Source organism: Alsobacter sp. P4_H11, from assembly GCF_056400925.1.
In genome coordinates this window covers 423,822-442,102 of record NZ_JBFUKI010000003.1, presented here as the reverse complement: position 1 = coordinate 442,102, position 18,281 = coordinate 423,822, and the positions used below count along the sequence as shown (strand labels likewise).

General features: G+C 70.1%; 15 protein-coding genes. 6 read left to right on the top strand and 9 right to left on the bottom strand.

Going from position 1 to position 18,281, the window contains the following annotated elements; translation table 11 throughout:
- The 3 genes from AC1DSZ_RS07700 to AC1DSZ_RS07690 form a co-directional block, all read right to left on the bottom strand.
- A complete protein-coding gene (locus AC1DSZ_RS07700) occupies positions 1 to 987 on the bottom strand; it encodes an HlyD family secretion protein (RefSeq protein ID WP_476837781.1) in 987 nt (328 codons plus the stop codon).
- On the bottom strand, positions 984 to 1,616 hold the full coding sequence (locus AC1DSZ_RS07695) for a TetR/AcrR family transcriptional regulator (RefSeq protein ID WP_476837780.1): 633 nt from the start codon (positions 1,614 to 1,616) through the stop codon (positions 984 to 986). The genes AC1DSZ_RS07700 and AC1DSZ_RS07695 overlap by 4 nt, the downstream gene beginning before the upstream one ends.
- A gap of 160 nt (positions 1,617 to 1,776) precedes the next feature.
- Complete coding sequence (locus AC1DSZ_RS07690; protein ID WP_476837779.1) at positions 1,777 to 4,197, bottom strand: methyl-accepting chemotaxis protein; 2,421 nt, start codon at positions 4,195 to 4,197, stop codon at positions 1,777 to 1,779.
- 362 nt (positions 4,198 to 4,559) lie between these two features.
- Between AC1DSZ_RS07690 and serA the strand changes: the two genes are divergently transcribed.
- Together serA and AC1DSZ_RS07680 are read left to right on the top strand one after the other, a co-directional pair.
- Complete coding sequence (gene serA / locus AC1DSZ_RS07685) at positions 4,560 to 5,810, top strand: phosphoglycerate dehydrogenase (RefSeq protein ID WP_476837778.1); 1,251 nt, start codon at positions 4,560 to 4,562, stop codon at positions 5,808 to 5,810.
- Positions 5,811 to 5,999: 189 nt separating this feature from the next.
- Positions 6,000 to 6,143 carry a hypothetical protein gene (locus AC1DSZ_RS07680; protein ID WP_188516146.1) on the top strand — a complete coding sequence of 48 codons (144 nt, stop codon included), beginning with the start codon at positions 6,000 to 6,002 and terminating at the stop codon, positions 6,141 to 6,143.
- A gap of 64 nt (positions 6,144 to 6,207) precedes the next feature.
- Here AC1DSZ_RS07680 and AC1DSZ_RS07675 read toward each other — a convergent pair whose 3' ends face one another.
- From AC1DSZ_RS07675 to AC1DSZ_RS07650, 6 genes are all read right to left on the bottom strand, one after another.
- Positions 6,208 to 6,600, bottom strand: a complete 393-nt coding sequence (locus tag AC1DSZ_RS07675; protein ID WP_476837777.1) for a hypothetical protein — start codon at positions 6,598 to 6,600, stop codon at positions 6,208 to 6,210.
- Positions 6,601 to 6,734: 134 nt separating this feature from the next.
- A complete protein-coding gene (locus AC1DSZ_RS07670; protein ID WP_476837776.1) occupies positions 6,735 to 9,707 on the bottom strand; it encodes a methyl-accepting chemotaxis protein in 2,973 nt (990 codons plus the stop codon).
- A 275-nt stretch (positions 9,708 to 9,982) separates the two neighbouring features.
- Positions 9,983 to 10,984 carry a serine hydrolase domain-containing protein gene (locus AC1DSZ_RS07665; RefSeq protein WP_476837775.1) on the bottom strand — a complete coding sequence of 334 codons (1,002 nt, stop codon included), beginning with the start codon at positions 10,982 to 10,984 and terminating at the stop codon, positions 9,983 to 9,985.
- Entirely contained in the window at positions 10,981 to 11,979 is a 999-nt protein-coding gene (locus tag AC1DSZ_RS07660) for an ABC transporter ATP-binding protein (protein WP_476837774.1), read from the bottom strand. The genes AC1DSZ_RS07665 and AC1DSZ_RS07660 overlap by 4 nt, the downstream gene beginning before the upstream one ends.
- On the bottom strand, positions 11,976 to 12,944 hold the full coding sequence (locus AC1DSZ_RS07655) for an ABC transporter ATP-binding protein (RefSeq protein WP_476837773.1): 969 nt from the start codon (positions 12,942 to 12,944) through the stop codon (positions 11,976 to 11,978). Before AC1DSZ_RS07655 ends, AC1DSZ_RS07660 begins: the two co-directional genes overlap by 4 nt.
- Complete coding sequence (locus tag AC1DSZ_RS07650) at positions 12,941 to 14,038, bottom strand: anhydro-N-acetylmuramic acid kinase (RefSeq protein ID WP_476837772.1); 1,098 nt, start codon at positions 14,036 to 14,038, stop codon at positions 12,941 to 12,943. Before AC1DSZ_RS07650 ends, AC1DSZ_RS07655 begins: the two co-directional genes overlap by 4 nt.
- Before the next feature lie 113 nt (positions 14,039 to 14,151).
- Between AC1DSZ_RS07650 and AC1DSZ_RS07645 the strand changes: the two genes are divergently transcribed.
- The 4 genes from AC1DSZ_RS07645 to AC1DSZ_RS07630 all read left to right on the top strand — a co-directional run bounded on the left by AC1DSZ_RS07645 (position 14,152) and on the right by AC1DSZ_RS07630 (position 18,216).
- Entirely contained in the window at positions 14,152 to 15,666 is a 1,515-nt protein-coding gene (locus tag AC1DSZ_RS07645; RefSeq protein ID WP_476837771.1) for an ABC transporter substrate-binding protein, read from the top strand.
- A gap of 309 nt (positions 15,667 to 15,975) precedes the next feature.
- Positions 15,976 to 16,926 carry an ABC transporter permease gene (locus tag AC1DSZ_RS07640; RefSeq protein ID WP_476837770.1) on the top strand — a complete coding sequence of 317 codons (951 nt, stop codon included), beginning with the start codon at positions 15,976 to 15,978 and terminating at the stop codon, positions 16,924 to 16,926.
- Positions 16,927 to 16,930: 4 nt separating this feature from the next.
- Positions 16,931 to 17,755 carry an ABC transporter permease gene (locus AC1DSZ_RS07635; protein ID WP_476837769.1) on the top strand — a complete coding sequence of 275 codons (825 nt, stop codon included), beginning with the start codon at positions 16,931 to 16,933 and terminating at the stop codon, positions 17,753 to 17,755.
- Positions 17,752 to 18,216 carry an N-acetyltransferase family protein gene (locus tag AC1DSZ_RS07630; RefSeq protein WP_476837768.1) on the top strand — a complete coding sequence of 155 codons (465 nt, stop codon included), beginning with the start codon at positions 17,752 to 17,754 and terminating at the stop codon, positions 18,214 to 18,216. The genes AC1DSZ_RS07635 and AC1DSZ_RS07630 overlap by 4 nt, the downstream gene beginning before the upstream one ends.
- Positions 18,217 to 18,281 lie beyond the last annotated feature (65 nt).

Here is an 18,281-nt window from a genome sequence, read left to right as displayed (position 1 = left end):
TCAGGGCCTCGCCTCGGCGGGCTCCACCGACACCGGCAGCCCGAGCGGCAGCTTCAGTCCTTCGCCGGCGAGGCGCGCCTCGGCGCGAAACACCAGCTTGCCGCGTTCCTGCTCGCTGAAGATCACCGGCGGCGTGTATTCGGCCTCCCGCGACAGGAACGAGAGCGTGGCGGTCAGCCCCTCCGGGCAACTGTCGCAGCTCACCTGCACGGTCTGGCCCAGTGAGAGCGTCGAAAGCGCCGGCTCGGGCACGTAGAACCGCACCTTGAGGTTGGCGGGCGGCAGCAGCGACAACACGGGCTGGCCGGGGTTCACGACCTCGCCGGCCCGAAAATATACGTCCTGCACCCGCCCGGCCGCCGGCGACGCGACGCGCCGCTTGGCGACGCGGGCCTCGGCCTGCCGCACGGCCGCCTCGGCGGCCCGCACGGCCGCCTCCGCGCCCGCAATGTCGCCGGTTCGGCCGGAGATCTGGGCGGCCTGGATGAGCCGTTGCGCCTCCTCCAGCGCGGCCTTGTCGCGCTCGAAAGTGGACTCCGCCTGGTCCAGCCGCGCCTTGGCGGAGATGCCGCGGCCGTAGAGGGCCTGCTGGCGCTCGAGCTCGCTACGGGACAGGTCCAGCGTCGCGCGGGCGCGCTCCTCCTGCGCCTTCAGCACCGCGACCTGCTCGGGCCGCTGCAGGGCGGCTTGCAGGTTTTCCAGCTGCGCCCGGGCCTGCAGCGTGCGCGCCTGCGCCTCGGCGAGCTGCGCGTCCTGCGACGAGGCCTCCAGCGCGAAAAGCGGCTGGCCTTGCGCGACCTCGTCGCCGGCCTCGACTTTCAGGCTCTCGATGCGCCCGCCTTCCTCGGCGGCCATCGTAACGAGCTGGCCTTCCACATAGCCCTGCCAGCCGGCCGGATCCTCGGGCTCGCGGGTGAGCGCCCAGTAGAGGCCGCCCGCCGCGGCGGCGACCAGCGCGAAAGCTGCGATTGCGGGCAGGGCTTTCATGCTTCGCCCCGCAGCCCGCGCATCAGCACGCCCACATGGGCGTCCAGCATGCCCTCGACGTCGAGCGGCTCGATGCCGTCGAAAAAGCTCGTCCAAAGGAGCGCCACCAGCACGGGCGCGATCGCGAGATGCGGAAAGCGCACCAGAGCGTCGGACCCGAACTCGCCGCGCGCGACGCCGCGCTCGGCGAGCGCGCGCAACATCGCGAGCCCGGGCGTGATCACCTCGCGGTGGTAGAGCGCCGCGATCTCGGGAACGCGCCCCGCCTCGGCGATCACCAGCCGGGCGACCTCGCGCCGGCGCGTGCCGAGGATCTCGGCGCGGATGCGCCCGAAGATCATGCGAAGCAGGTCGCCAGTCGGCTTGTCGGATTGCAGCGCGGCCTGGCCGATGGCCGCGACCTGAGCGCCGATGTTCACATGGATCAGCGCTTCCAGCAGCGCCTGCTTGGACGCGAAGTAGAGGTAGAGCGTGCCCTTCGCGACGCCGGCCCGCGTCGCCACGGCGTCCATGCGGGCGAGCGCGAAGCCCTTCTCGACGAACTCGTCGAGCGCAGCCGCCAGGATCGCGTCGCGCTTGGCCGGCGCGGCATCGCCCGTTGCGTCGGAGGAAGGAGAGCGTCGCGGCACGCCGGGCATCCTGTTATGACTGACCAGTCAGTCATTTCTACTCTTACAACCTAGAAATGCAAGTTATCCGTCGCAACTCGCGGAACGAGCGGGCCTGAAAGCAACATGCCCGGGGAGCTCCCGGGCATGCGTGCATTTGGTTTTTGTCGGCGCGAGGGTTCTAGAACTCGTCCCACCCGCCCGAGCGTCCGCCGCCCGCGGCGACCCGCTTGGGCGCCGGCGCGGACTTCGTCTCGCGCGTGACCGTCCGCTGCGCCGGCGCTTTCGCGGCGGGCTTGGCCGTGAACGCCTGGGCGGCGAGGTCACGCAGGCGCGCCGGCTCGGTCCGCCGGCCCGCGTGGCCGCCGCCGTTGCGAGTCTGGAAACCGGCCACGAGGCTGTTCAGCCGGTCGATCTGGCCGGTCAGCGATCCCGCCGAGGCGGCGCTCTGCTCGGCGAGCGCGGCGTTTTGCTGGGTCATCTCGTCCATGTGGGCGACGGTCTGGCTCATCTCGTCGATCCCGTTGGCCTGCTCGCGCGCGGCTTCCGAGATCTCCGTCACGGTGGCGGCGACCTTGCGGGACGCGTCCACGATCTTGTCCAGCGCCTCGCCGGCGGACCGCACCAGGGCGACGCCCTGCGCGACTTCGGCCGTGGAGGAGTTGATCAGTCCCGTGATGTCCTTGGCGGCCTCGCTGGAGCGCTGCGCCAGCGTGCGCACCTCGGAGGCCACAACCGCGAAGCCCTTGCCGGCCTCGCCCGCACGCGCCGCTTCCACGGCGGCGTTGAGGGCCAGGAGGTTGGTCTGGAACGCGATGTCGTCGATCACCGAGGTGATGTCGGTGATCTTCTGCGACGCGCTCTCGATGCGCGCCATTGCGTCGACCGCGCGGGCCACGATCGCGCCACCGTCGGTCGCTACATTTTGCGCCTGCTCGGCGATGCCGGCCGCCTGGGCAGAGGCCGAGGCGCTCGCCTTCACGGATGCGGCAAGCTGCTCGGTGGTGGCCGCGGTCTCCTCCAGCGAGGAGGCCTGCTCCTCGGTGCGGCGCGACAGGTCGTCCGCGCCGGTGTTGATCTCGGTCGCGGCGGCCGAGACGTCCACCGTGGTGGTCTGGATGGTGGAGACGGTTTCGGCGAGCTTGGTCACAGTCTCGTTCACGGCCTCGCGCAGCTCGCCGAACCGGCCGCGATAGGTCGTGTCGATCGTGCGCGTCAGGTCGCCCGCCGCCACGCTGCCGAGCACGGATGCGAGTTCTGCGGTCGCCTGGTCCACCGCCACGTTAATGGCGTTCACGCCGTCCACGAGCTTCTGCAGGTCGCCGCCCGCGCTGGTGGCCGCGACGCGGCGCGTGAAGTCCCCGTCCGCCGCATAGGCGACGACCTGGCTGACATTCTCGACAACCTCGGCCATCACGCGGGCCGCTTCGGCCTGGCGCTGCTGGGCGGCGCGCTCCTCCTCCTCCATCAGGGCCGTGCGCTCCAGGCTCTCGCGATAGGCGAGGGCGGCCCGGGCGGCGGCGCCGACCTCATCCTTGCGCTCCGTGAACGGCACCTTCACGGCGGTGTCGCCCTTCACAAGCTTTTCGAGAACCTCCGCGATGCGGCCGATGGGACGGGCAACGCCCAGCAGGGTCGCGACCGCGTTGGCGATCAGCACCAGCAGCAGCACGCCCGACAGCGCCAGCGCGACCAGATTGCTGCGCGAAAGCGCGTTGTCGAGTTGCTCGGACACCAGCTTGTCGCGCGCCTCCGCGCGCTGGTGGATGGCCGTGAACAACCCGGCGATCTGCGCCCGCAGGGGCGCGGCGCGCGTCGCCACGATCTTGGCCTGCTCGTCGCGCAGCGCCATGCAGCGCTCCATGGTGGAGCGCAGCGAGGCGATCACGGGCGGGAGTTTTTCGAGGCTGGCGAGAAGGTTCGGATCGGTCAGGAAGCTCTGCAGGCGCTCGAGGTCGCCGCTCACGCGCTCGAACGATTTTTCGAGGCTGGCGCGCAGCGTCTCGTCATTGGTGGCCTCGAAGCGCCACATCGCCACGCGGGCGGTTTTCACGGCGTCGCTGATCCGGCCGATGCCGACTTCCATGTCCTGGCGGGTGACGGGATCCGCCGTGAGCACGGCCGACAGAACGGTGCTGACCTGCCGGTCCCATGCGCCGGCGGCTTCCATCTGTTTGCTGAGCTCGTCCAGCCGCTCGGCCTGGGCCTTGGCCATGTCCGACACCGCGGCCGTGTACACCTCGAACGCGCTGCGCGTTTCCTTCAGCGCGGCGGCGTTTTCGGGCATGCTCGCGAGCGAAAGCGCCTTGTCGAACGATTTGGCGGCGCGGTCCTTGAGGGACGCCAGCGGCGCGGTGGTGGCGCCGAGCTGCGTGGGGTTGGTGGCGAGGCGGATGTCGCGGTTCAGGATCTGAACCTGCGCAAAGGCCGACTCGGCGTCATTGACGACGTTGAGCAGCAGCGCCGACTTTTCGGCCGTGGTGGACAGGTCGTCGACCTGTTTCGCCGACCACTGCTGGTTCGCGGTGATCGCCAGGGCGAGCGCGACGCCGATGATCGCCTGGATCCCGAGTTTCTGGCCGATGCGTAGATTCTTGAACATTGTTGAGCCCCTCGCGACGCCGTCGCACGAGCCGTCCAGTTCCAACCGCTCCGGGTCGGCTTTTCGCTCTGATCTTGAACGGAAGCTGGAAAGCCGGGGCAGGATTCGAGAACTGGTTGAATCAAAGATGAATCACGGTGCAGTTTTGCGCAAATATTCTGAAGTACCCGCGTTAGTACCTAAGTATAGAACAGTAGAGCGTGACGAGATTCGTGCTCGCGCTTGCGGCCCGGTAATCGCAGACTCAACCCCGGATTCCTCCCGGCCCGCCGGCCGGGTTGCGCCGACGCGCAGCCTCGCCTAGACCGCACGCGATGGGGGCGGCCAAAAGGTCGGTCGCGCCACGCTGTGGGACTTAGCCGATGAGCGAGCGTCTTTCCCTTCCGAAGGACAAGATCCGCGTTCTCCTGCTGGAGGGCGTCAACGACAGCGCGGTCGAGCTCTTCGCGGCGGCTGGCTATTCCAACCTGACCCGCCTCGCCAAGGCGCTGGACGGCGACGCGCTGAGCGATGCGCTGAAGGGCGCGCACATCCTGGGCATCCGCTCGCGCACGCAGCTCACAGACCGCGTCTTCGAGGAGGCCGACAGGCTGGTGGCGGTCGGATGCTTCAGCGTTGGCACAAACCAGGTCGAGCTCGACGCCGCGCGCCGGCGCGGCATCCCGGTGTTCAACGCGCCCTTCTCCAACACCCGCAGCGTCGCCGAGCTCGTGATCGGCGAGATCGTGATGCTGCTGCGCCGCATCTTTCCGCGCTCCGTGCAGGCCCATGCGGGCGGCTGGGACAAATCCGCCGCCGACAGCCTGGAAGTGCGCGGCAAGACGCTCGGCATCGTCGGCTACGGCAATATCGGTAGCCAGCTCTCCACCCTGGCCGAAGCCATGGGCATGCGGGTGATCTATTTCGATCTCACCGACAAGCTCCGCCACGGCAACACCGAGCCGGTGGAAAGCCTCCACGCCCTGCTGGCCGCCAGCGACGTGGTGAGCCTGCATGTCCCCGAGACGCCCGGCACGGCTGGCATGATCGGGGCCGACGAGATCGCCCGCATGCGCAAGGGCGCCTACCTGATCAACAACAGCCGCGGCACCGTGGTGGACCTCGACGCCCTGGCGGCCGCGCTCCGCTCCGGCCACCTGCGCGGCGCCGCCGTTGACGTGTTCCCGGTGGAGCCGTCCTCCAACGCCGAGCGCTTCGTGAGCCCGTTGCAGGGGCTCGAAAACGTCATCCTGACGCCGCATGTGGGCGGCTCCACCGAGGAGGCGCAGGAGCGTATCGGCGGCGAGGTGGCGCGCAAGCTGATCGACTACAGCGATGTCGGCTCCACGCTGGGCGCGGTGAACTTCCCGCAGGTCCAGCTGCCGCCGCGTCCGTCCGGCGTCCGCTTCATCCAGGTCCAGCGCAACATGCCGGGCATGCTGGGCCGGCTCGCCTCCGTGTTCGCCAAGCGCGGCATCAACATCGCGGCGCAATACTACCAGACCGACGGCGAACTCGGTTACGTCGTCCTCGACGCGGACGGCGACAACTTCGACGCGCGCGACGTGGTGCACGAGCTGCGGGGGCTGCCCGGCAACGTGCGGGCGCGCATCCTCAACCGCGCCGAGGATTGATCCCACGCCCCTGCTGCACGGTTGATAGCGTGCACAACGACCCTTCGACGCTTCGAGGCCCTTGCGCGCCGAAGCGGCTGCTGGCTTGATCTTCGCCACGACGAACAACCCAAGGTTGAGTCGAGGTCCGGGGGCGATCGGTCGCATGCGCGACGGGTCGGGGCCGAGCAAAAAACAGGGGAGGGGCCGGTGCGCATCGCACACGGATTTCGCGAACAGCCTTTGCGGGCATGGGCGCATTCGCAGGCGGGACATCGAACCGCCATCACGAGGCTGGCCGCGCTGAGCGCCGCCGGGCTTGCGGCCTTTCTGGCCGTTCTGCTGACGCGCTGAAACGAAAAACCCGCGCCCGGGCGAAAACGCCTGGACGCGGGTTCATCTTGGGTTCGCTCAGGCCTTACTGGCAGAGATGCCGCAGGCCGTCCTCGCCCACGAAGGTGCCGGAAGCGGCGTCGAAGGTCGGGTAGAGCTTGGCGCACTGCGCCCACTTCCACTCCATCGAGGCCGCCATCGGAGCCGAGGTCGTCGGCGAGGTGCGCATGATCGTGCCGGTCTCGAAGCCCTCATAGGCGCGCGGCCGGTTGGAGTCGAAACGCTGCGGGGTGCCCGCGCCGCCCGCGACGCCACCCGCCGACATGCCGCCTGCGCGGCCGCCCGGATAGGCCGTGTTGTTGGGAACGCCGCCGCCTGCGCCGGAGCCGAGCTGCGGATAGGCCTGCGCCATTGCGAGGCCGGTGGAGAGCGCGAGGGCGCCGAGGGCCAAAACGCCCGTCCTGATCGAATTCGTCATGAATGAACTCCGCTGGGGGGCCCGGGAAGATGGCCCGGGTTCGGCATCCCAACGTGCGAAAACGGCATCGGTTCGCGCTCGCCGATCACGGGAGCGCGAACCCTTTGTATCAAGCTGAGGCTTGACTTGCGCAGTCAGAACTCTTCCCAGCCGCCGCCCTGGGCGGCCGATCCGCCCGCCGCGGCCGCGCGACGACGCGGGGCCGGCTGTTCGGCCGTTGCGCTGGCGCGCTTGGCCGGAACAGGCTTTGCGGGCGAGTTCTTGCCGCCGGCGGCAGGCGAGCCTCCTCCGGATTTGCCCGCGAAAGCCTCCTGGGCGAGGCGGCGCAGCCGCTCGGGCTCGCTCGCGGCGGCCGGAGCCGGCATACGCGACTGCGCGGGGGCAGCGGCCCGGGCGGCGGGCGCGCGGGCAGGCGGCGCGGCGGACCGGAACTCCGCCGGAGCAGGCGCCCGGCTGGCGACCTGCCGGCCGGTGTTGAACGTGGCCACGATCTCGTTGAGCCGCTCGATCTGGGACGCAAGCGACGAGGCCGAGGCGGCGCTTTCCTCCGCCAGCGCGGCGTTCTGCTGCGTCATCTCGTCCATGTGCGCCACGGCCTGGCTCATCTCGTCGATGCCGTTGGCCTGCTCGTTGGCGGCGCTCGAGATGTCGCCCACCGTGGTGGCGACCTTCTGCGACGCCGTCACGATCTTGCCGAGCGCCTCGCCGGCCGAGCGCACCAGCTTGACGCCCTGCGAAACTTCCTGCCCGGAGGAGCTGATCAGCCCCGTGATGTCCTTGGCGGCCTCGCTGGAGCGCTGCGCCAGCGTGCGCACTTCGGAGGCCACCACCGCGAAGCCCTTGCCGGCCTCTCCGGCCCGGGCGGCCTCCACGGCGGCGTTCAGGGCCAGGAGGTTGGTCTGGAACGCGATGTCGTCGATCACCGAGGTGATGTCGGAGATCTTCTGCGAGGCGCTCTCGATGCGCGCCATGGCGTCCACAGCCTCGGTGACGATCTTGCCGCCCGTGATGGCGACCGACATGGCCTCCTCGGCCATCGAGAGGGCATGACGCGAGGACTGCGCCGAAGCCTTCACGGACGCCGCGAGCTCCTCCGTGGTGGCGGCCGTCTCTTCCAGCGAGGACGCCTGCTCCTCGGTGCGCCGCGACAGGTCGTCCGCGCCCGAGTTGATCTCGCGCGCCGCGCTGCCGACGTCGATCGCGGTGGTCTGGATGGTCACCACCGTGTCGGCAAGCCGCGCCATCGTGTCGTTGAGCGCGTCCTTGAGCTCGCCGAAGCGGCCCTCGTAGTCGGCCCCGATCGTATGCGTCAGGTCGCCCTGCGCGAGCGCCTGCAAGGCCTGCGAGAGGTCGTTCGTGGCGCTGTCCACGCCGGCGCTCATCTGGTTCATGGCGGCCGAGAGGTCGCGCATGAAGCCAACCTTGCCGTCCAGCGGAACGCGCTGGGTGAAGTCGCCGGCGGCCGCCGCCGCCGCCATCGCGGCGACCTCGGACTGCACGGCGAGCTCCGCCGTGACGTCGCGCCACTCGATGGTCTGGCCGATCACGGCGCCGTCCGCGCCCTGGATGGCGGTCAGCGCGATGTTGAGGGTATGGCCGCCGATGCGATAGCGGACCAGCTGCGCGCCGTTCTCCTCGCCCAGCACGCTGCGCTCGATCGCCGGATTGTCGCGCGCTTCGGAAAGCGGCGCGCCGACGAGGCCGTCCACGGACCAGTCCGCGCGGCCGGCCTTGAAGCTCGGCTCGATGGTGCGCAGGAACCGGTCCAGCGTCTGGCTGACATAGACGATGCGCTCCTGCTCGTCCGTGATCATCATCATGGCGGGCGAGCTGTCGAGCGCCGAGCGGATGCGGGCCGCCGCCAGCCCGGTCTCGTGGATCTGCTTCAGCGAACGCGCCAGATCGCCGATTTCGTCGCCGCGCGAAGTCGCGCTGAGTTCGACGCTCTCGCCGTTCACCAGCCGGCCGACCGCGTCCTTCAGGGCGCCGATGGGCTTGTAGATGGTGCGCGACGCCAGCCAGCCGAGGAGGCCGACCGCAAGGAGGATGCCGGCGCCCACGGTGGCGATCAGCTTGCCCATTGCCACCAGCGGGGCTTCCACCTCGCGCATGGTCTGCTCGGCCACCACCGCCCAGGTGCGGCCCAGGATCTTGGCCGGAACCGCGATCACGGCGGAGCTTTCGCCGGACGAGCCCAGTTCGTGGCTGGCCGCCGGCGCGCCCGCCAAGGCCGACTTCACGACCTGCGGGTCGAAGCGCAGCTTGCCGGCGGTCGGCTGGGCGCTCAGCGCCAGCTGCGTGCGCGCCAGGCCGTCCGGCCCGACCGCGAAGACCTGGCCGGTTTCGCCCATCTTGCTGTTGATGATCGGCGAAATCGACGACGGCGACAGCGTCGCGGCCACGACGCCCATCGCAACGCCGGCGTCCGTCACCAGGGCCTTGGCGAGAATGGAGGTCGGGGCGCCGCCCGCCGGCGCGTAATTCTCGTTGTCGACGAACACGACCTCGCCGGCGCTAGCCTTCCCCATGGCGTCCTTGAACGCGCGGCCTAGCGGGCCGTCCTTCAGGCTTCCGGTGGAGACGTTGGTGCCGAAGTCGCGGTTCTTGACCGTCGAATACACGACCGACCCGGCCGGATCGATGATCAGCACGTCGGCGAACTCGAACTGCCGCCGGTACTGGTCGATGATGGTGTGGACCTTCTCGTGGTAGAACCCGTAGCTGGTCTCGTCCTTCTCGCCCTTGTACTTGGCGCGCTCGCCGTCCTTGAACGGGTTGTCGTCGATATAGAGCTTCTGCAGCAGGGTCTCGGCGTCGGCGCCCTTGGACTTGTAGTCGTTGCCCAGGTTGCTGAGCGCTTCGAACATCGTCGGCGTCTCGGACACCAGCCGCAGGTTCGTCTGCGCCTGGCGCATGTAGCGCTCCAGCGTCCCGGCCCGGTTCTGCACGGTGGCCTGAAGGCTCACCTCCAATTGCTGGACGGCCGAGCGCCGCGCGATCTCGTAGGCCATGCCGCCGACCGCGACGGCGCTCACCACCGCGCCCGTGAGCACGATGGCGGGGACCTTGAACGACAATTTCGAGAACACGCGCAATCTGTTGGCCATTCGGGCACCACCTGGCTGACGTCGCCGCCAGGAGGCGATCGACACGGGTGCGAGAGTCTTTCCGGAGTCGGCCTGAATCATTCCGCCGGGCGCGGTGAGTCAAAACGGCCTGTCCGATGTCTCGCGACAGGCAGACTCCCCGGGATTTACTTACAAACGGTTCAAATACGGAGCTTGGCTCTAGAATTTCGTCGGAGATATAGATTCGTTGCTGACATATTCTACTTATACGGAGGCTAAACCAATTTACATCCTGCGACTGCGCATCGGTCGATTCATGCCCGCTTGATTGTTGTCTGAAGCGCATCCCCGACCGCCCGCCGCAGCGCCACGATGCCGCTGTCCGCGTGGCGCGTGGGATGGACGCGGTTGGTCAGCAGCGTCCAGGCCAAGCCCGCCTCGGGGTCGAGCCAAAGCCCCGTGCCGGTGAAGCCCGTGTGCCCGATGGTGTCCGGCGAGCACGCGTCGCCGCCGGACCAACCCGGATAGATCATCTCCCAGCCGAGGCTGCGGGTCGGCGTCTCCCGCGCCCACACGGGAGATTGCGGCGCGGCGAGCAATCCCGCGGCGAAATCCAGCAAGGCCGCCGCCGTTCCGAACAGCCCGGCATGGCCGGACGCGCCGCCCAGCGCGAAGGCGTTCTCGTCGTGCACCTCGCCCCGCATCACGCGGCCGCGCCATGTGCACCTCTCGGTGGCGGCGCACGCGTCCGGCTCCGGCCGGAACGTGAGGCCGGGCGGCAGGGGCTGTTCGGCCAGCGGCACGCCCGTGAGCCGCTCGACCAGGATGCCGAGCAGGATGAAATTGATGTCCGAATACACAGGCGGACCCGCCTTCCACGCGCGCTGGAGCACGAAGGCCCGCAGTGTATGCGGATCCTGCCCATACGTATACAAGGGCTCTACGGCCGGCAGATGCGTCTGGTGCGCCAGGCATTGCCGCACCGTCAGCCGGCGCTCGGGCGCGCCCGCGACGTCATATTGGCGCAGATCCGGGATGGCTGCCGCCAGAGGATCGTCGAGGCCGATCCGCCCGGCCGCAACGAGATCGAGAACGCGCGTGGTCGTGAACACCACCTTGGTGAGCGACGCGAGATCGAACGCCGTGTCGGCTCGCATGGGCGCCGCCTCGGGCTCGACTTGCGCGAAGCCGCCGAACCGGATCGCCCGCCCGCCCGCCGCATCCCCCACGGCCAGAACGGCCCCGGGGATGCGCCCGGCGGCGAGAGCTTGCGCCACGGGCGCAAAGGCCGCCTCGGCGAGGGCTTCGAGCGTCATGCCGGCTCCAGCGCGGGCGCGTCCACGGACTCGTGCAGATGGCAGGCCGCCACCGCCGTCCCGCCCGTCTCGGCCACGCGCCGGCTCACGAGCGCGGGCCGGTCTACGGAACAGCGCGGCATCGCGGCCGGGCAGCGACCATGGAAAGCGCAACCCAGCGGCGGGCTCGAAGGATCCGGCAGGTCGCCATGCAGGATGATGCGCTCGCGCGGCTGGCCAGCCGGCCGCGCCGCGCCCGGCCGCCGCGGCACGGCCGACAACAGGGCGCGCGTATAGGGATGAGCAGGCGCCTCAAACACCTGCGCGGCTGGCCCGATCTCGACGATCCGCCCCAGATACATCACCGCGATCCGGTCGCTCACGTGCCGGATCACCGAGAGGTCGTGGCTGATGAAGATCATCGCCAGCCCATAGGCGCGGCGCAGGTCGCCGATCAGGTTGATGATCTGCGACTGGATCGAGACGTCGAGCGCCGACACCGGCTCGTCCGCCACCAGCAACTTCGGCCCCAGCGCCAGGGCCCGCGCGATCGCGATGCGCTGGCGCTGCCCGCCCGAGAATTCGTGCGGATAGCGGCCCGCCGCGTCCGCCGGCAGCCCCACCTGGTCCAGCAGCTCTGCCACGCGCGCCTTGCCGCCGGGCATGCCATGGATGGCGAGCGGCTCGCCCACGATGGCCCCGACCGTGTGGCGTGGGTTCAGCGAGCCGAACGGGTCCTGGAACACCATCTGCATGTCGCGTCGCTTCGCCGCCATGGCGCGGCGCGACAGCGGCAGCACGTCCTCGCCTTCGAACAGCACCTGCCCGGCCGTGGGCTCCACCAGCCGCAGCAGGCTCTTGCCCAGCGTCGACTTCCCGCAGCCGCTTTCGCCCACCACGCCCAGCGCCTCGCCGGGCGCCACCGTGAAGCTCACATCCTCCAGCGCATGGAGTACGCGGCCATGCGGCCCGGCGTAGCGCTTCGTGAGCCCGCGCACGTCCAGCAGCGGCGTCATGCGGCGGCCTCGGCGGGGGCCGGGTTCCAGCACGCCGCGCGGTGGCGGGCGTCGCCTTCCAGCGCCGGCGTGGTCGTGCGGCACACCGGCAGCGCGGCCGGGCAGCGCGGCGCGAAGGCGCAACCATGCTCGCGCGCGCCGGGCGGCGGCACCATGCCGGCGATCGAGGGCAGCCGCGTTCCGGGCGGGTTGGAGGCCGGCGCCGTGTCGATCAGCGCCCGCGTGTAGCGATGCCGGGGATGGGCGAACAGGTCGCCCACGGCGGCCTCCTCGACGATCCGCCCCGCATACATCACGGCGGCCCGGTCGCAGACTTCCGCCACCACGCCGAGATCATGCGTGATCAGGAGGCAGCCCATGTCCATTTCGCGCCGCAGCCGGTCGATCAGCGCCAGGATCTGCGCCTGCACGGTCACGTCCAGCGCCGTGGTGGGCTCGTCGGCGATCAGCAGCTTCGGCTCGCAGGCGAGCGCCATCGCGATCATCACGCGCTGGCGCTGGCCGCCCGACATCTGGTGCGGGTAACGCCCGAGCTGCTCGGCCGGCGCGGGCAGGCCGACCAGCGCCAGCAGCTCGGCCGCCCGCGCCAGCGCGGCGCGGCGCGTGAGCGCGCGGTGGATCTCCAGCGCCTCGGCGATCTGGTCGCCCACCGTGAACACCGGGTTCAGCGACGTCATCGGCTCCTGGAAGATCATCCCGACCCGGTCGCCCCGCATGGCGCGCAGCGCCTCGGGCGCCATCGCGAGCACGTCCACGCCGCCCACCCGGACGGCGCCGGACAGCACGCGCACGGGCGGGCTCGGCAGCAGCCGCATCACCGACAGCGCCGTGATGCTCTTGCCGCAGCCGGACTCGCCGACGAGGCCCACCATCTCGCCGGGCGCGACCGTAATCGACACGTCTTCCACCAGCTTGCGCCCGCCCACCGCGAGCGTCAGGCCCTCGATCTCCAGCGCCGGCGTCATACGGCGCGCCAGAGCTCGCCCCCGGTCATCGGCGCCGGAACCCCCGTGGTGGTGGGCAGGCTGAGCGGCAGCTTCTTCAGCGAACGCACCGCCAAATAGCCGAAGCACTGCGCCTCGATGAAGTCGCCGTTCCAGCCTACCGCCTCCACGGGCTCCACCGGCACGCCGAGCTGTTCGTGCAGCAGCCGCATGAAGGTGGCGTTGAGCCTCCCGCCGCCCGTCACCAGCCAGCGCACCGGCGGGCGCGGCACGTGCCGCACGGCGTCGGCCGCCGACGCGACCGTGAAGGCCGCCAGCGTGGCCGCGCCTTCCGAGTCGCCGAGGCCTTCCACGGCCTTGGCCCAGGCGTGGAAATCGTTGCGGTCCAGCGACTTGGGGGCAGGGCGGTCGAAATACGGGTGCTTCATCAGAGACGCCACCATGGCGGCGTCCGCCTGCCCGGAGCCGGCCAGCCGGCCGCCCTCGTCATAAGGCTTGCCGAGGCGCTTCAGCACGAAGTCGTCCAGCAGCGCCGAGGCCGGCCCGGTGTCGAACGCGATCACGGTCTCGCCGTCGATGAACGTGACATTGCCGACGCCGCCGAGGTTCAGCACCATCACGGGCTGCTCCAGCCGCGAGGCCAGCGCCCGGTGATACAGCGGCGCGAACGGCGCGCCCTCGCCGCCCGCCGCCACGTCGGCGTGCCGAAAGCGGTTCACGACGTCGATCCCCAGCGCCTCCGCGACCCGCGCGCCGACGCCGAGCTGCCGGGTGAAGCGCTTCTCGGGCCGGTGATACACCGTCTGCCCATGGAGGCCGACAACGCGCACGCTCGCCCTGTCGATGGAGAACTCCGTCATGAACTGCGCGATCGCGCCCGCATGGGCGTCGCTCACGGCCGCCTCCAACGCGTCCAGCGCGCCGTGCTCGGCCCGCGGCGCGTCCGCGATCAGGGCCAGCAATTCGTCCCGCAGCGCCGGCGCGTAGGGGTAGCACTGGCCGGGCCCGATCTCGACCTGCGCATCCCCGTCCGTCCGCACGAGCGAAACGTCGATCCCGTCCATCGAGGTGCCGCTGATCGCCCCGATGGCGGTGAAAAGAGCGGGGTCGGACATGGTGCTTTCCTTGGCTGCGCGCGGCGTCCGGGCCACCCCTGCCTGGGGGCTTCGGCTTGCAATTGGTATTATAGCGGCCTACCCTCCGGCCACGTCAAACCATGGAGGAAACGATGCTGCGCAACGCCTTGAAAGCGGCGCTCCTGACCGCTGCGGCAAGCTTGTGCGCGGCCGGTTTTGCGCCCGTGCGGGCCCAGACGCTGGAGGCCGCCATCGATGCGTCCCCGGCCGGACTCGATCCTCACATCATCACGGCCTTCGCGTCCTTCATGGTGGTGAACGGCACCATTTATGAAGGGCTCACCGCCATCGACAAGGACCTGCGCGTCGGCCCCGGCCTCGCCGAGTCCTGGACGGTCGCGCCCGACGGCAAGACCTACAATTTCAAGCTCCGCCCGGGCGTTTCCTTCCACAACGGCGCCCCCATGGAGGCCGCCGACGTGGCAGCGTCGCTGAAGCGCGTCATGGCCAAGGAGATCGCCTCGCCGCTGGCGAGCCGCCTCGCCGCCGTGGACAGCGTGTCCGCGCCCGACGCCACGACCGTGGAGCTGAAGCTGAAGGAGCCGGCCGCGCCGTTGCTCACCTCGCTGGCGACGCTCGCGATCGTGCCGCGCTCTTTCGAGGCCGACAAGGACGGCCTTCAGAAGCAGCCGGTCGGCACCGGCCCGTTCAAGTTCAAGGAGTGGCAGCCCAACGGCTTCATCGCGCTCGCCAGGAACGACGCCTATTGGCGCAAGGGCCTGCCCAAGCTCGACGGCGTGAAGTTCAACATCGTGCCCGAGTCCGCCACCCGGCAGGTCGGCGTCAGCAGCGGCCAATACGCCATGCTGCCCAACATCGACGCCGCCACGGCGCTGCAGCTCAAGGGCAAGCCCGGCGTGAAGCTGAGCGAGACGCTGGAGCTCGCCTACACGCTGATCGGCTTCAACGTCGCCAAGCCGCCCTTCGACAATGCCAAGGTGCGCGAGGCCGTGAACACGGCGCTGAACCGCGACGAGATCATCCAGGCCGCCCTGTTCGGCGCGGGCGTGCCCGGCGGCCCGCTCTCGCCGGCGCTCAAGGACTGGGCCACCGACGTGAAGCAGTTCAGCTGCTACAAGCACAACCCCGCCAAGGCCAAGCAGCTCCTGAAGGACAGCGGCGTCGCCCAGCCGATCAGCGTCACCATGACGGTGCTGCCCCGGCAGGACATCAAGGACATCGCCCAGGTCGTGCAGCAGCAGCTCGGCAATGTGGGCATCAAGGTGGAGCTGAAGACGCCCGAGCTCGGCCAGTTCATCCAGGACTGGCGCAACGGCGCCTTCGACCTGTTCGCCTCCACCAACGCCGGCAGCCCGGACCCTGACGACTACTTCTTCCGCACCTTCCGCACCGGTGGCTCCACCAACGTGTTCAAATACACGAACCCGGAGCTCGACGCCCTGCTCGACAAGGCCCGCGCCAACACGGACATAGCCAGCCGCAAGGCCGACTACGCCAAGGTCCAGTCCATCCTGGCCTGCGACGGCCCCATCGCGCATCTCGCCTACGGCCAGCTCTTCACGGCGTCGCGCGCCAACGTCTCCGGCTACGAGATCATGGCCAACCGCTCGCTAAGCTCCCTCGCCGAGACCGCGGTCGGAAAATGAACCTCCGCCGTCATCCCCGGCGGCGCGCAGCGCCGGGAAGGGGATCCAGGGCCATGCGCGCGTTGCCCCTGGATCCCCTTCCCGGCCTGCTGCGCAGGCCGCCGGGGATGACGGAGAAATCGCAGCCTCCCCGCCGTCATTGCGAGCGCCAGCGAAGCAATCCAGCTGACGCCGGGCCGGTGGACTCCGCGCCTCACCCCCGGCGCCTGGATTGCCGCGTCGCTGCGCTCCTCGCAATGACGGGGAGGGGATGCCGGCGACCGCAGGATGGCGGCGCACATGCGAAACCGGCGAGCATGGCCGCCTGACATGCCGCTGCGTCTTCTCGCCAACCGGCTGCTCGACCTCGCGCTCGTGCTGTTCTGTGTGTCCGCCATCGTGTTTGCGATGATCCGGCTGATCCCGGGCGACGCCGTGGCGATCATGCTGGGCGCCAACACGGAGGTGACGCCCGAGCGCGTCGCCGCGCTGCGGGCCCGCATCGGGCTCGACCAGCCGCTGGTCACCCAATATCTCGCCTGGATCGGCGCCGCGTTGCGTGGCGATTTCGGGACCTCGCTGTGGACCGGCCGGCCCGTGATCGCCGAAATCGGCGCGCAGGTCTGGCCCACCGTGCAGCTCACCGTTCTGGCCCTCGTGCTCGGCGCCGGGCTCGCGATCCCCACCGGCGTGCTGATGGCGCGGCTGCGTGGCCGTTTCGCCGATGGCGCCATGCGGGTGATCACCGTGGCGGGCCTCACGATCCCGTCCTTCTGGCTCGGCATCGTGATGATCCTTGCGCTGGCGACGCTGGCCCCCAACCTCCAGGCGCTCGGCTACGTGCCGTTCTCGGAGGACCCGCTCGGCAATATCGGCCGCCTGCTGCTGCCCGCCATCGCGCTCGGCCTGCCGATCCTCGCCAACCTGTCGCGCCTCGTGCGCTCCGCCATGCTGGACGCGCTGGGGCAGGACTACATCCGCACCGCCCGCGCCAAGGGGGCGAGCGAGGGCTCCGTGCTCTACAAGCATGCGCTGCGCAACGCCCTGATTCCCTTCGTCACCAGCGTCGGCGTCAACGCCGGCTACCTGCTCGGCGGGGCCATCGTGGTCGAGCAGGTCTTCGCCATCCCGGGCCTCGGCCGGTTGATCCTGGGCGCCATCGCGGAGCGCAACTACCCGCTGCTGCAGGCCGCGATCCTGGTGGTGACCTGCGGCTTCGTGGTGATGAACTTCCTGGTCGACCTGCTCTACGCGGTGATCGACCCGCGCGTGCGGAACTGAGCCGGTGGACACGCTGCGCCGCCGCCCGCTGCTCGCCTTTGCGCTCGCCTTCGTGGCCGTGCAGGCCCTGATGGCGGTCTTCGCCGGACAGGTCGCGCCCTATGATCCGCTGAAGCAGGACATCCTGGCCCGCCTCAAGGGGCCCAGCGCGGCGCATTGGCTGGGAGCGGACCAGTTCGGCCGGGACGTGCTGTCGCGCATCATCTATGGCTGGCGCGCCTCGCTCGCCGTCTCGGTGGCGGCCGTCGGGGCGGCGCTGCTTGCCGGCGGATCGCTCGGCATCGTCGCCGCCTTCTACCGCGGCTGGATCGACCGCATCCTGATGCGCGCCATGGACGTGCTGTTCGCGTTCCCGGTGCTGCTGCTCGCCATCGGCATCGTGGCGGTGCTCGGGGCCCAATCATCCACGGCCGCCATCGCGATCGCGGTGGTGTACACGCCCATCTTCGCCCGCCTGCTGCGCGGCCCGGCGCTGGTGGTGTGCGAGAGCGACTACGTGATGGGCGCCCGCGCGGTGGGGGCGTCCGACGGCCGCATCATGCTGATGCACGTGCTGCCCAACCTCGCCAGCGTGGTGCTGGTGCAGACGAGCCTGCTGCTCTCCTCGGCGATCCTCGTGGAAGCGTCCCTGAGCTTCCTCGGCCTCGGCGTGCAGCCGCCGACACCCTCGCTCGGGCTGATGCTGTCGGAGGGCCGCAACTTCCTGATGCTCTCGCCCTGGAGCGCCGTGTTCTCGGGCGCGGCCATCCTGGTGCTGGCCTTCGGCCTCAACCTGCTCGGCGACGCCCTGCGCGACACGCTCGACCCGCGCCTGCGGGGGCAGGAATGAGCGATCTTCGCATCCGCAACGCTGCCCCGGTCGACATCCCGGCCCTCGCCCGGGTGGCGCTGGCGTCCTACCGATCCGCCTTCGCGGCGATCGCGAGCGCCGACTACCTCGGCTCGCGCACGCACGCGACCTTCGCAGAGCGCTTCACCGCGTCGCTGGACCGCATGCGGCTCGCCGAGCGCGACGGCGCCGTGCTCGGCTTCACGATGGTGACGGCTGGCCACCTCGACATGCTGTTCGTCGACCCCGCCGCGCAGGGCTCCGGAGCCGGCTCCGCCCTGCTGGCCGACGCTGAGGCCCGCGGCGCCCGCACGCTGGAAAGCTTCCGCCACAACCACCCCGCCCGCGCCTTCTACGAACGCCACGGCTGGCGCCTCGCCCGCGCCTACGACCGCGACGTCGGCGGCGGCGTCCACGCGTGCGTGTTCTACGAGAAGGGCGCGCCGCGCCCGGACAGATGAGCCGCCCAATTCCAACGCCTCGCCGTCATTGCGAGCGCCAGCGAAGCAATCCAGTCTAAAGGCCC

Excerpts from the sequence above, each read along its gene's own strand:
- AC1DSZ_RS07665 (WP_476837775.1), bottom strand. The coding sequence starts at position 10,984 with ATGACGCTCGAAGCCCTCGCCGAGGCGGCCTTTGCGCCCGTGGCGCAA.
- AC1DSZ_RS07645 (WP_476837771.1), top strand. The coding sequence starts at position 14,152 with ATGCTGCGCAACGCCTTGAAAGCGGCGCTCCTGACCGCTGCGGCAAGC.
- AC1DSZ_RS07655 (WP_476837773.1), bottom strand. The coding sequence starts at position 12,944 with ATGACGCCGGCGCTGGAGATCGAGGGCCTGACGCTCGCGGTGGGCGGG.
- AC1DSZ_RS07630 (WP_476837768.1), top strand. The coding sequence starts at position 17,752 with ATGAGCGATCTTCGCATCCGCAACGCTGCCCCGGTCGACATCCCGGCC.
- AC1DSZ_RS07670 (WP_476837776.1), bottom strand. The coding sequence starts at position 9,707 with ATGGCCAACAGATTGCGCGTGTTCTCGAAATTGTCGTTCAAGGTCCCC.
- AC1DSZ_RS07690 (WP_476837779.1), bottom strand. The coding sequence starts at position 4,197 with ATGTTCAAGAATCTACGCATCGGCCAGAAACTCGGGATCCAGGCGATC.
- AC1DSZ_RS07700 (WP_476837781.1), bottom strand. The coding sequence starts at position 987 with ATGAAAGCCCTGCCCGCAATCGCAGCTTTCGCGCTGGTCGCCGCCGCG.
- AC1DSZ_RS07675 (WP_476837777.1), bottom strand. The coding sequence starts at position 6,600 with ATGACGAATTCGATCAGGACGGGCGTTTTGGCCCTCGGCGCCCTCGCG.
- AC1DSZ_RS07650 (WP_476837772.1), bottom strand. The coding sequence starts at position 14,038 with ATGTCCGACCCCGCTCTTTTCACCGCCATCGGGGCGATCAGCGGCACC.
- AC1DSZ_RS07660 (WP_476837774.1), bottom strand. The coding sequence starts at position 11,979 with ATGACGCCGCTGCTGGACGTGCGCGGGCTCACGAAGCGCTACGCCGGG.
- AC1DSZ_RS07640 (WP_476837770.1), top strand. The coding sequence starts at position 15,976 with ATGCCGCTGCGTCTTCTCGCCAACCGGCTGCTCGACCTCGCGCTCGTG.
- serA (WP_476837778.1), top strand. The coding sequence starts at position 4,560 with ATGAGCGAGCGTCTTTCCCTTCCGAAGGACAAGATCCGCGTTCTCCTG.